Genomic DNA, 13,127 nt, shown 5'->3' on the forward strand with positions numbered 1-13,127 from the left:
TCCGCCTAATCCGCCACGGAGTCCGGGTTATTTCACCAACAACTGCAACGAACTATCGTTGATCTCGAACTTGTGCGTCTTCAGCATCGTGATCACTTCTGCGCCCGCCAGCAGCACCGGTCCATATCCGTGCGCCGCATACACGTTCACCGGACGATAGGCATAGAACGCCGGATCGAATCCCATCCCCGTCCCGACACAAACCCCTTCAACCTGTCCCTTCGCATTCACCTTGGTCGCCACCGCGTTCCAGGCCAGCATGACAGCCGGCGCATACGCCATCTTGTCGATATACCCCTTGTTGATCGCCCGCGCCATCGAGTACGCATAGATCGCCGTGGCCGACGTCTCCAGATACGTATCGTTCCGGTCCAGCAGTTGATGCCACAAGCCCGTGCCATCCTGATACGACGCCAAGCCCTTCACATGCGCGCGCAACTGCTTCAACACCATCGGATACCCCGGATGGCTCTTCGGCAGCACATCGAGCAGCTCCACCAGCGTCATCACCGCCCAGCCGTTCGCGCGGGCCCAATGGAATTCTGGATGCACCTCCATCCCCTGCACCCAACCGTGCATGTAAATGCCCTTCTGCTCATTGAACATCCGCTTGGAGAATTGCTCCACCTGTTTGACCGCGTCGTCGTAGTAACTGGCGTCGCCGGTCAGCTTGCCCAGCTGCGCCAGCGCCGGCACGGCCATGAACAGATCGTCCAGCCACAGCGTATCGACCTGCGGACGCACGCGGCCCAGGGTCCCGTCCTTCAGCCGATGCTCCTTGGTCCGGATGAAGGTGATGCAGCTATCCAGCAGCGGCTTCACGTCAGCCTGCAAACCCTCCTGCTTGGCCTTGACGATCGCCGCGCACACCGCGCCGATATCGTCCAGCGCATGCGGCTCCAGCATGCCGCGCACCGGCGACTTGCTTTGCGGGTTGGACTTCATGCGCGCCAGCGTGGCCGGCGCCATGTTGGCCAGCAGCGTCAAACGCTTGTTCACATACTCGTTATAACGCTTGTCGCCGGTGGCGCCGCCGGCCGCCAGCATGCCGGCGTAAGTCACTCCCCATTCGTAGCTGGTCAGGCGGAAATCGCCCGGCGCGAGCACGGTGTCGTCATCCATCTGGCTGAAATTGGTGATCTCTTTCTTGGTCTTGGCGTTGATCGCCTGCGCCGGGGTGGCGGCATCCAGATATGTGAACACCCGGTTCAGCACCTTGTTGACATCGTCGATCGACGGATTGCCGTATGGCGTGGGATAGTCGGCCTTCATCAGGTGCAGCGGCGCCGTCATGTCGTTGGCCGGCTTGGTCTCTGCCCAGGCCTGGCATGCCAGCGGCAGCAGCATGGCGGCGATGGCGGTTTTTTTCAGCAAAAGCTTAACTTTCATATGATGTGTCTCGTTGTTGTTAGTGTTTGAGATAAGCTGCCAGCGGATTGCCTGGCAAGGTTTTGAAGGCATCGACTACACGCGCCGCATTGAACTGCGCGCCGGCTTCATTGGTGTGTGTACGAGCGTCGGAAAAGTAGCCGTTGACGGCACTGGCGCCGGCCTTGCGGTAAGCGTCGCTGACCACCATCGTCAGGTCGGCAAACATCGCGCCGCCTTTGCGCGCCACTTCCTCGTCCCACTGCGCATAGTTTGCGAAGTCGCGGCCCTGCTCCCATACGTCGCGGTGCGGTACCGGCGACAGCAGGATCACGGTGGCGCCTTTGGCCTTTGCGTCGGCGACATAGCGCGCCATGTACCAGCCAAAGCTGTGGACCTGCTCCTTGATGCCATCCGGCCGCGTGTCCTCGACCGTCTCCGGCCCGGTCCCGGGCGCAGAACCGCGATTTTTACCGGCGGGATCGCCAATGCGGGCGCCGTCGTTGTGGCCAAACTGGATCGCTACGAAGTCCCCCGCCTTCAGTTGCGCCAGCACCTTGTCCCAGCGCCCCTCGGTAAAGAAGGTGCGGCTGCTGCGGCCACCGATCGCGTGGTTGACGACATTGATCTTATTGGTGTCGAAGTGCGGCGTAATGCGCTCGCCCCAGCCGATCGCGCCATTCGCTCCGCCGCTTTTGACGGTCGAATCCCCGACCAGAAATAGACTGGGCAACGAGGGATCGCGCGGTTTCTCACCCGCGACCTTGTTGGCGTCGACCACCGGACGGTCATCCTCGGCGGCGGGAACGGCCTGGCCGGCCGCGTTCAGCGCCGTCATGACCACTGGCGTGCGCAAGGCTTTAAGGCCGGCGACGACCGCGCGGGCATTCAGTTCGGCGCCGGCCAAATTCGTGTGGGTCTGCTCGTCCGGCGTCACCACCGGGAACATCTTCATCACCTCGTCGCGGCCCATCGCGTCGTATTGGCGGGCGACGATGCCATTCAGGTCGATGAAGCCGACCTTCTGCTGGCGCGCCACCTGTTCGGCCCAGCCGGCGTACTCGTTCTGGCTGCGCCGTATCTTGCCATCCTCGCCCCAGCTTTTACGCGGTATTGGCGAGCAGATGACGGCGGTGGCGCCGCGCGCCTTGATATCGGCCACGAAGGTTCGCAAATACCACCCGTAGCTGTGCACCACTTCGCGCTCGCCGGTCATCAGATTATCGATTTCCTCCGCCTCGTCGCCGATACCCTTGATGGTGCCGCGCGCGCGGATGGTGTCGTTGACCGGTCCCGCGTCGTTGTGGCCGAACTGGATCAGCACCACGTCGCCCGCCTTGACGAAGGCCAGGCTGCGCTCCCAGTGCTTGGTGGTCAGATAGGTGCGGCTGCTCAGGCCACCGATGGCGCGATTGACCACGTTGATCCTGGCCGGGTCGAACATCGTGGCGAACGGATTTCCCCATCCCCATTGGCCGGCCGCGCCTTTGCCTTGGCCGTCGTCCTTGCCGTTGCGGACCGTGGAATCGCCGATCAATATCAGTGAAGGCAGGTTCGGATTCGCTGGTTCCGGCAGCACCACCTGCGCGTTGCGCGGATCGGTGTTGACGGCGGGCGGCGGGGTCTGCGCCGACGTCGTCGAGGAACCCGCGACTGCTGCGGCGCAGCACAATTTAAGGATGAAAGCAAGGTATCTGTTCATGCCGCCAATTCTATGCGAGGATTTTTCGAGGCTTGTACTTTGAGCTTAAAGAATCAGAAAAATGAGCAATGTCCGCATCGGTATGAGCAGACAATCGTAACCTTTCAACCTGTTTTGAGCTATCGATGATTATCAAGATCCTGATTTGCGCAGCCCTGATCCTCTCCAGTAGCGCGCACGCGCAGATCGGCAAGCGGTTTCCGTCCGAGCGCAAGGTGGTCAAAGACCCCGTCACCGGCACCATGCTGACCTTCCTGACCAGTAAGCCGAACGGCGACTCCAAGATCTATCCCACGCATCCCCAATGGACGTCGGACGGCAAGTGGCTGGTGTTCCGTTCCGCGCGGGTCAAGGGCGAGGCCATGGCCGTCAACGAGGAAACCGGCGAACTGGTACAGGTCACGGAAGGCGGCTACGTCGGCATGTTGAACCTTGCGCGCAAGTCGATGAAGCTCTACTTCATGCGCAAGGACGGCGATGCCAAGCGCCTGCAGTTCGTCGAGGTGGATCTGGCGGCGCTGCTGGCGGACAGCAAGGCCGGCAAGCTCAAATCGGCCGACGCCTACCAGCGTATCTGCGGCACAACCGCGCCGGAGCTGGAGGCCGGCGGCGACATGGCGCTGGACGCGGACGAGGAATGGGCCTACTTCCGCACCGGTCCGACCGAGGCGGCAAAGCACCTAGCGCCGGGCGTGAAAATCGAGCCGGCTTTCGGCCCGCGCAGCATGGGCGCCGGCCCGAACGGGATCTCGCGCATGAATGTGCGCACCGGCGAAGTCAAACATGTGGTGTCCGTGCCCTTCCAGATCGGCCATATCCAGGCGAACCTGTGGAACCCGGGCGAGATCGTTTTCTGCTGGGAGACCGGTGGCAAGTCGCCGCAACGCACCTGGACGGTGAAAGCCGATGGCACCGGCCTGCGGCCGCTCTATCCCGAGGCACCATATGAGTGGGTGACGCACGAAGCGGTGATCTCGAAGGATGAAGTGGCGATGGCGATCATGGGGCACCGGCCCATCGCCGAGGGCGGCGGCGGGGTTGGCGCTCCGGCGACTGGCGTTCAGGGCGCGAATCCCGGCCAGGACGAGGGCTGGGGCATCACCGGCACGCGCGAAAAGCCGAGCGGGCTGGCGATCGTCAACCTGCGCACCCGCGAGATGACGATCGCGGGCCAGACGCCGTCCGGCAGCGGATTGTGGCATGTACATGGGTCGTCGGATGGGCGTTGGGCGGTGGGCGATGATTTCAGCCGCAGCGTATACCTGATCGACCGCAAGACGCGCGAGATGGTGATGCTGACGACCGGGCATAAAACCACGGCGGCCGACCATCCCCACCCGACGTTCAACGCCGATGGCACGCGCATACAGATTCAATCGGCGATGTTGTCGGAGGATGGACGCAGCATGAACATCTGCATCGTCCCGGTGCCGGAGGCGTGGCTTAAACGCTAATTCAACTCCACCAGTTCGACACGGCGCAGCTCATACGGCGCCCCCTCAAGCTGGAAACCTATGCGCCCCGACGCCGGCTCGCTCCGTGTAACGCTGTTCTGAACAACGCCATTGATCGTGACCTCAACCTTGCCATCGCGGCTGACGATATCGCAGACGTTCCACTCTCCGGCGGCCAGCTCGCTGTCGAGGGCCGTATGCGCCTTGATACGCGGCTCGGCGCCATGAGCGGAGGTCAGCGGTTCCGCAAAGCTGGCGCCGGCCATCGGCAGCAGATCGCCCACATTCCCGCGCTTGGTCTGCACCTGAAGACTGAGCGGCCACACACGATCCATCGGACCATCACTGATATGCAGCAGGATGCCGCCATTACCCGGCGTTCCGCTCCAGCGCCACTCCACATGCAGCTTGTAGTTACCATAGCTATTCAGCGTGGACAAGAACCCCGAAGGCTGACCAGTCGCAGCGACCACGCCGCCCGGCAGCATGCGGAACACGCTGTCGATGCGGGCGGCGGGCGACGTCTTCAACTCCCAGCCGCTGAAATCGCGCCCGTTGAACAATTCCACCGCGCCCGCCGACTGCGCGGAAAAAAACAGCAAGGCGGCGCATGCCATCCGATTCATCATCTGATACTCTCTTCACTATGAAAAAAACACTGATTACCCTGATCCTCGGCGTTAGCGCCAGCCTGGCCGGCGCCGCCCCCACCGTCATCCAGCTCTGGCCCGAGGGCGTGCCCGGAATTAAGGCCGACATCGGCCCCGAAAAAATCGGCGGCGGCTACAACTCCAACGTCAGCGAGCCGACACTGACCATGGTCGGTCCCGCCGTCGACAGGCCAAACGGCACCGCCGTCATTATCTGCCCCGGCGGCGGCTATGTGCGCATGTCCACCGCGCGCGAAGGCGATCAATACGCCAACTGGCTCAGCACCCTGGGCGTGACCAGCTTTGTGCTCAAGTATCGCATGCAGGAGTACGGCCACCCCGCTCCGCTGCAGGACGTGCTGCGCGCGGTTCGCATGCTGCGCTCGCGCGCCGCGGAGTTCAACATCAATCCGGCGCGCATAGGCGTCATGGGCAGTTCCGCCGGCGGCCACCTGGCGGCAAGCGCCGGCACGCTGTTCGACAATCCCGCCGGCCGCACCGGCGCCGCCATGGACACCGTCAGCGCCCGTCCGGACTTCCTGATGCTGATGTATCCCGTCATTACGATGCAGGAGCCGGCCGTCCATGCGGGCTCGCGCAAAGCGCTGCTGGGCGCCGCGCCGTCGCCAGAAACGCTTCAGTTGATGTCGCTGGAAAAGCAGGTCACGGCCGCCACGCCGCCGACGCTGTTGATCCACACGCAGGAAGATCAAGCCGTCCCGGTCGAGAACAGCATCCTGTTCTACCAGGCGCTGACCAAGGCCAAGGTGCCGGCCGAAATGTACCTGTTCGAGCACGGCGGGCACGGCATGGGCATGCGCGACGGCCTGGGCACCTCGTCGCTGTGGCCGCGCCGCGCGGAGGAATGGCTGCGCGATCGCGGCCTGCTCACTCAGGCGAAATAGAACATCGGCTGCAGCGGCCATTCGCGGGGCCGGTTGCCCGGCTCCACCTCCATCAGGTCCGCCATGTAGTCCCACCAGCGCTTCATCACAGGCTGGCCCGGCAAGGCCTCGATCTTGTTGTCCGTCGCAAGCTTGAGGACCGCAAACAGGTGCAGCGTTTCCTCGTCGAGGAAAATCGAATAGTCGTAGATGCCGGCTTCCTTCAGCGCCGCCGCCAGGTCGGGCCACAGCACATCGTGGCGGCGCTTGTATTCATCCACCGTGCCGGGTTTAAGCTTCATGCGGAACGCGCGCGTGATCATGGTTTGCCTCCGTTAGCCATTTTTCTCAGTTCGGCGGCAGCCAGCAGGTAGCCGCCGACGCCGTAATTGTAGCTGGAAGCGGGCCGGTAATACGCCGGCTCCGCGCCGGTCTGCTGGATGCCGCCAAGACGGCCGTCCGCATAGACGTGTTTGAGGATGCCGGCCCACGCCCGTTCAATCACGGGGCGGTAGACTTTGGCGTCCAGATAACCCTTGTTGACGCCATAAGCCATGCCGTATACGAACAGCGCGGAACCGGAGATCTCCGGCAGCGGGTAGTTGCGCGGATCGAGCAGCCCCGCGTGCCACAGACCGTCCTTGCCCTGCAAGCCGGCGATGCGAGCCGACATCTCGCGTAACTGCTGCACGTAGAACTGCTTTTGCTGGTCGTTCTCGGGGATGTAATCCAGCGTGCGCGCCAGACCGCCGAGCACCCAGCCCTCGCCACGCGACCAGAATATCTTCTTGCCATTCGGCTCGCGCTTGCTGATGTAGCTGGCGTCGCGCGCGTATAGATGCTCTTCCTTGTCGTACAGCAGATCGTAGGTCTTGCGCCACTGCTCGTGTACGTAATCGAGGTATTTGCGTTCGCCGGTGGCCTTGTACATCTTCACCCACACCGGTGGCGCCATGAACAGCGCATCGCACCACCACCAGGGCAGCCGATCGTCCCCTGGTTTGAGCGTTTTCAGGTTGATCAGGATATCGAGCTCGGTTTTGGTAGGACCGAGGCGCGCCGACGATGGATCGCGCTCATGCAGTTCCAGGTAGGTTTGCGCGACGCTGATATCGTCGGCGTTGGGATACGGCGTTCGCAGCTTCCATTCAAACTGATTGGCCATGGCCAGCATGGCATCGCGATATTTCGGGTCGCCAGTCGCTTCCGAGGCGGCCATGAAACCGCTGAACAACACACTGGAGGTCCAGATCCGGTCCAGATGCGGCATGGTACGCGCCAGCTGCCAGTCGGCCACCTTGCGCAGCGCCTTGTCGATGGCGGCCGCCCGTAATGCCGGCGACAGGTCGGTGGCTATCGGCCCACCATCCGCCGGCGCGTCGCCGAAATGACGGCCGGTGTCCTTGTCGATGATGGCCTGCATGGCGGGCGTCGGCAGCGGATACTGCTGCGTATTCGTGCCGGCGCAGCCGCCGACCAGGCCGAGCGCCACTAGAAGCAAATACGAGGTCTTCATCAAGTCTTGTCCTGTTCTTCAAAACTCTTCTTGGAAGGATCTTCCTTGGGCGGCGCCGGCTTGACAACTACGCTGCCGGCCGGCAGGCCACGCACCGCAGCCGCGTCCTCGATGGCGACCGGCTGCTTCAGGCGCAGTTTCGTATCCGTGAATTGCCAGCCTTTGGCGTCGTAGATATGGCCGCCCTTCTCCGCTTCGATGTCCAGATTGGCAAGGCTGAAGCGGTCCAGCGGCACCTCCTTGTAGCCGTCGACCTCGAAAGCCGTGGTGGCGCCGGTCGCCTTGATATTCCAGATACGGACATCGTGGAAGTGCGCGATGCCCTTCTCCCTCGGCACCGGCGTGGCCAGCACCTTCCAGTACGCCGGATAGTCCTTGATCTCTTTCGGGATCTCGGCGTAGCTGTAGCTTGGATTCCAGTTCATCGTGATGCGGATGACGACGGGCGTGCCCTTCATCGTGAAATCGTGCAGGCGCAGATTTTCGCCGAAACCGCCCCGCGTGTGCGCCGATTTGAACAGGATGCCGACGGGGACTTTGTCCAGCACCGTGATGTTGTAGGCCTCGATGTTACGGAAACCGCCAGCCGTCTCGCTGCCGAATGTCACCCCGGCGGCGCCGTCGCGCACAATGGAGTCGCGGATGATGACGTCCTCGGTCGGCCGGGCGACGCGCTGGCCGTCCGAATCGCGCCCGGCCTTCAGGCACAAGGCGTCGTCGTTGACGGCGATGTCGGCGTTCTGCACCAGGATCTTCTTCGAGGAGTCGATATCGATACCGTCGGTCGACGGGCCGCGTCCACCCTCGTTGTTGCGGATGACGACCCCATCGACGGTGATATCGGTCGAGTAGCAGATGTGCAGCGTCCAGAAACCAGAACGGCGCAACAGCAGGCCGCCACCGACCGTCACCTGCGACGAATTGAATACCTGGATCAGGCGCGGACGGCGGGCATCGTAGTCGGACGCCCAACGCAAGCCGCGTGGTTCGTAGGTCTTACGCAGCGTCCAGTAGCTGTCCCAAAAGATCTTGCCGTCGCCGTCGATGGTTCCCTGACCGGTGATCGCGGCGTTCTTTTGCTCGTAGACGTTGACCAGCGCGGCCGGCCAACTCATTTCGATACCGGCGATCCGGGTCGGCATGATGGGATAGTCCTCGATCCGCTGCGAGCCAAGGATGGTCACGCCCTTGTCGACTTGCAGCGTGACGCCGGTTTTAACGAAGATCGATCCGCTCAGGTAGGTGCCGGGACTGAGCACCACTGTCCCGCCATCCTTGGCGGCGGCGTCGATGGCCGCCTGAATCGCCTTGGTGTTGAGGGTCACGCCGTCGCCCTTGGCGCCGTAGCTGGCGGCGTTGTAGGTTTTGGCGCCGGCCGTGGCCATGCCCAGGGCAAGCATCGCCGTTGCGGCGAGGCGTATCCACTTCGTTATCTTCATGTTGGTTCTCATTCCTTAGGTTGCGTCAGCAGTCGCACGGGGCCGAGCATGCCGGACGGTGTCGGGACGATAAGATCCGTATCCTGCGGCACGAAGCGCTGGCCATAGCGCGCCGACAGCAGCCGGTAATCCGGACGTTCCTGGCCCGCCAGCGCGTTGATCGACAAATTGGCGACCTTGACTTCGATCTTGTTGACGCCCGCGCGCAGTTGGCTGGTGACGTCCAGCTCATAGGGTGGATGCCACACCGAGCCGGCACGCCGGCCGTTTACGAAGACCTCTGCCGCCTCACGGATCGGACTCTCCATCATTGCGCGCATGCCGGCTGGGACCTTGGGCGTGCTGTCCAACGGCGTACCTTTGCCGAAATCCAGACGGATGGCGGCGCCGTTCAGTTGCGACGCGGTGAGTTCCACGTCCTTGCTGTAGACGGCGATGCCGGAGAAGAAGCGCCTGGATGGATCGTCGGTCCACGAGCGGAGTTGCGGCATCGATTGCGGTTTCTCTCCGGGGAATCGTACTTGCCACTCGCGGCCAAGTTCCGCAAGAACAGTCAATGGCTTGTCGATGGCGACCAATCCAGCGGCATCACCATCGCTCAACACCAGAATCCGTGATTCGTATGGCGCCAGAACCAGCTCCAGCGTCGGCGTCACTTTGGCCGGGCTGGCCGTGCCGTCATGCGGATTCCACCACGATGCGGATTTGCGCGTTGCGCGCAGCTTTGCCGTCGTCCGAACTTCCCGGTTGCCGGTATTTGCGATGAAGTAGATATCGCCGTCCGCCAGCTTGCGGCGGATGAAACCGACATCGGCAGACTGCGACGCCAGCTTCAGGTCCGGCGTCAGCGCCTTGGCGAGTGCGGCGCCAACCGCCGCGTCGTCGGCCACCAGCGTCAGGCCAGCCTTGCCTTGCAGGGCTTTGGAAGCCGCGACCACCTGCGACGTGATCCGCCGAGCATCGGCGAAGCCGGGCGCCATTGACGGCAACGCGCCGACGGCGATGATCTTGCCGCCGCCACGCACATAGTCCGCCAGCTTGGCCATCACTTCCGGCGACAGGCGCGTCACATGCGGCATCACCAGCACCGGATGGTTGACGCCCAGCGCCAGTATCGATTCCGCATCCACGTAGTCCAGATTATGGCCTGCATCGAGTATCTGTTCGGTTAATTCCGGCGTGACGTGTTTGTGCATTTCCGCGGACAGCGACACTTTACCCGGTGTCATCGCCGCGTAGACGTCGTCGTTCGGCAGGAGCACGGCGACGTCGTTGGCGGGCCGTCCCTGGCGCAGCAGATAGCTGGCGCGGCTCAAATACGCCGTCACATCGGGCATGACGTTCCACCAGGGCTGGTGATCGTTGAAGACGGCGGCCGCATAAAAGGCGTAGCCAGGTTCCGGCGAACCTGGCGGTGTGTAGGGCCAGCCATGACCGACGAACAGGTTCACGCCCTGCAGCAGCATGCGGTCGGCTTCCGCTTTCATATCCAGCGGCGTGGCGCTGAAGGCCGGCGAGTGCAGCCAGGTCCACGTCTCGGCCGAGATCACCGGTTTGTCGTACAAGTGCCCGGCCGATGTTGCCAGGCGTGTGAACGAGAAGGTGCGGAATTGCGGCCCTTCGCCCTCCGGCAGCGCGACCAGGCGGTTGCTCGACATGGACACCGCCGGCTCGCCATAAGTCTGTGAGCGGAACTGCGTCTTGTGCTTCTTCGCCCAATCGTTGACCGGTGTCAGATAGCGTTCATTGACCAATTCCGTTTGCGTTTGTACCCAGTCGTGGCGCAGCGCGCCCGCATCCGGCCCGACGCCACTGTAGATCGCCGGCAGATGTGGCTTGAGGTCATAGCTGCGCCGGCGCTTAAACTCTTCGAGGAAGTCGTCGGTCCAGTCGGTGCCGTAGACTTCCAGACTGTCCGAGAACACCGCGTACGGCGGCTGGTCGCCAAATGCCTTGAGCAGCGGTTCGGCGACGGTATTCAGATGATGATCGATGGCCTTGCGGCTCAGATGGTCCAGCACAAAGCCTTCCGCGCCCAGTGCCGCGCGCTTGACCTGCTGGCCGGTGCGGCTGGCGATGTAGAACACCATCACGCGCGCGTCGGTCGCAGGCGCGACAACCGCGCGGCCGGGACCTGCAGTCCCCGGCAGTTCAATCAGCTTCAGCGTGGCGGCATCGTACTGTTTGGGGCTACCGGCACCAACGAAGGCGGCCAGCAGTTTCTCGCCGCTCATGATGGCCGGCAGGGTGACGCTGGCCGCGCCGGGCGCCACTTCCGCGACGGCGACACGCAAGCGTCCCGCCGATTCCGTGACCGGCACATTGGGGCCGCCATACGGCCAGCCGCTGGCCAACGTCATATCGACGCGCATGCCTTCGGCCCGCGCCTTGCGGTTGACGAAGCTGACCGAATCGAGGAATTCGGCCGACAAATAAGGGACGTTGCGAATGCCGCGCGCCGGGTCGTCCAGCTCCATCGGGTACACCGGCTGAATCTCGACGCCGCCGAAGCCGCCGGCCTTCATCGCCTGCAGTTCGCGCTCAAGCTCCGACTGGACCACGGCCGGCCCGAACCACCACCACCGCACCATGGGACGTGCGTCCGCCGGTGGATTGGCCAGGTGGGCGGCGACGTCCGCGAGGCGGTCCGACAGCACCGGCCCGGGCGCGCTGCCCTGCGCCGCAGCGACCCCGGCGCACAGCAAGGCCAGCGCCGATGCCAACGAACGACAGGCCACCTTTGCGGCGGGCGTCACCGGGCGGCGCTGATCGCGCGGCCCCTTTATTGTCGGGGCCACCGCTTAGACTATACCGCTGCTGCTGGCACCCGCCTTGGCAGGCCGGCGTTCGGCGGCCTGTCCACGATAACCGCTGGACCGATAGAACGCCACCGGATCGATCGCGCCGCCGGACCGCAGACGCGCCATCGCCAGAATCGCGCTGACGTCGGTGCGGTATGCGTGCTTGAGCGTTTGCGCCGACTGCAGCGCGTCATTGGCTTCCTGGTACTGGCGCAAGGCCACGCGGTCCACCAGGTTAGCCTGGACGAAGGCGCGCTGCACTTCGACCGCGCTGTTCATCAGGCTTTCGATCGGATCGGTCACGTTGTGCGACTGGTCCAGCATGTAGGCCGGTGCGAACGAAGCGCCCTCGCGTTCGGCGGCATCGGCCAGCTCATTGAAGACGAGGAACAGCTGGAATGGATTGATGCTGCCCGAATCCAGATCGTCGTCGCCGTATTTGCTGTCGTTGAAGTGGAAGCCACCCAGCTTGCCGAATTGCGCCAGCCGCGCGACGATCATCTCGATGTTGGTGTTCGGCGCGTGGTGTCCCAGGTCGACCAGGCATTTCGCCTTCTCGCCCAGGGTCTGCGCGCAGGCGAAGCTGGTGCCCCAGTCGGCGATGGTGGTGGCGTAGAAAGCCGGCTCGAACAGCTTATGTTCGATGAACATGTTCCAGTCGGCCGGCAACGCCGCGTAGATGCCGCGCGCGCTGTCCAGATACCGCTCCAGCGCACCGCGCAGATTGTGCTGGCCCGGGAAGTTGGCGCCGTCGCCCACCCACACCGTCAGCGCCTTCGATCCCAGCGCCCGGCCCAACTCGATACATTCGATATTATGCTCGACCGCCTGGGCGCGGGTGGCGGCGCTGTGCGCCGTCATGCTGCCGTATTTGTAGGTGTGCTCCTGGCCCACCTGGTCCTGGAAGGTATTGGAGTTGACGGCGTCGAAGTACAGGCCATGGCTCTCGGCTTGCTGGCGCAGCGCCGACGGGTCCGAGGTTTTATCCCATGGGAAGTGCAGCGAGACGCCGGGCGTTGCGCAGGTTAATTGGTGGATGACAGCGCAGTCCTCCAGCTTTTCGACCACGTTGCGCGGCTCGCCCTTGCCCGGAAAACGGGCGAAGCGCGTGCCGCCGGTGCCGGCGCCCCAACTTGGCAAGGCCACGGCGAACTTTTGCGCTTGCGCCGTCAGCTTCTCGATGTCCTGGCCTCGGCGGGCCAGCATGCCTCCCAGCGCCGCGTAGTCCTCGTCCAGATTGGCGCGCAGCTTGGCGTTGTGTTCGGCCACGCGGCCGCTGTCGATCATCGTGCTAGATAAGGTGCTCATTAAAA

General features: G+C 63.5%; 10 protein-coding genes. 2 read left to right on the forward strand and 8 right to left on the reverse strand.

The window, feature by feature from the left end; all coding sequences use genetic code 11:
• Nucleotides 1-27 precede the first annotated feature (27 nt).
• Both NHH88_18205 and NHH88_18210 read right to left on the reverse strand, forming a co-directional pair.
• A complete protein-coding gene (locus tag NHH88_18205) occupies nt 28-1,389 on the reverse strand; it encodes a glycoside hydrolase family 88 protein (GenBank protein USX11640.1) in 1,362 nt (453 codons plus the stop codon).
• A gap of 19 nt (nt 1,390-1,408) precedes the next feature.
• Nucleotides 1,409-3,070, reverse strand: a complete 1,662-nt coding sequence (locus NHH88_18210) for a rhamnogalacturonan acetylesterase (GenBank protein USX11641.1) — start codon at nt 3,068-3,070, stop codon at nt 1,409-1,411.
• Between the two features lie 125 nt (nt 3,071-3,195).
• On the opposite strand from NHH88_18210, the gene NHH88_18215 reads away from it, so the two are divergent.
• Entirely contained in the window at nt 3,196-4,524 is a 1,329-nt protein-coding gene (locus NHH88_18215) for a hypothetical protein (GenBank protein USX11642.1), read from the forward strand.
• Here NHH88_18215 and NHH88_18220 read toward each other — a convergent pair.
• Entirely contained in the window at nt 4,521-5,153 is a 633-nt protein-coding gene (locus NHH88_18220; protein ID USX11643.1) for a DUF1080 domain-containing protein, read from the reverse strand. The genes NHH88_18215 and NHH88_18220 overlap by 4 nt on opposite strands.
• Nucleotides 5,154-5,170: 17 nt before the next feature.
• Here NHH88_18220 and NHH88_18225 point away from each other — a divergent pair, with 17 nt between their 5' ends.
• Nucleotides 5,171-6,079, forward strand: a complete 909-nt coding sequence (locus NHH88_18225; GenBank protein ID USX11644.1) for an alpha/beta hydrolase — start codon at nt 5,171-5,173, stop codon at nt 6,077-6,079.
• Here NHH88_18225 and NHH88_18230 read toward each other — a convergent pair.
• From NHH88_18230 to rhaI, 5 genes are read right to left on the reverse strand one after another with little or no spacing between them, the layout of a single operon-like run.
• A complete protein-coding gene (locus tag NHH88_18230) occupies nt 6,067-6,381 on the reverse strand; it encodes an L-rhamnose mutarotase (GenBank protein ID USX11645.1) in 315 nt (104 codons plus the stop codon). The genes NHH88_18225 and NHH88_18230 overlap by 13 nt on opposite strands.
• Complete coding sequence (locus NHH88_18235; protein USX11646.1) at nt 6,378-7,574, reverse strand: glycoside hydrolase family 88 protein; 1,197 nt, start codon at nt 7,572-7,574, stop codon at nt 6,378-6,380. The genes NHH88_18230 and NHH88_18235 overlap by 4 nt, the downstream gene beginning before the upstream one ends.
• Complete coding sequence (locus tag NHH88_18240; protein ID USX11647.1) at nt 7,574-9,013, reverse strand: glycosyl hydrolase family 28 protein; 1,440 nt, start codon at nt 9,011-9,013, stop codon at nt 7,574-7,576. Before NHH88_18240 ends, NHH88_18235 begins: the two co-directional genes overlap by 1 nt.
• Before the next feature lie 8 nt (nt 9,014-9,021).
• Complete coding sequence (locus NHH88_18245; GenBank protein USX11648.1) at nt 9,022-11,769, reverse strand: glycoside hydrolase; 2,748 nt, start codon at nt 11,767-11,769, stop codon at nt 9,022-9,024.
• Nucleotides 11,770-11,814: 45 nt separating this feature from the next.
• The gene (gene rhaI, locus NHH88_18250; protein USX11649.1) at nt 11,815-13,122 is read right to left on the reverse strand and encodes an L-rhamnose catabolism isomerase; all 1,308 of its coding nucleotides are present in this window, start codon (nt 13,120-13,122) and stop codon (nt 11,815-11,817) included.
• Nucleotides 13,123-13,127 lie beyond the last annotated feature (5 nt).

This window comes from Oxalobacteraceae bacterium OTU3CAMAD1 (genome assembly GCA_024123915.1).
GTDB lineage: Bacteria > Pseudomonadota > Gammaproteobacteria > Burkholderiales > Burkholderiaceae_D > Rugamonas.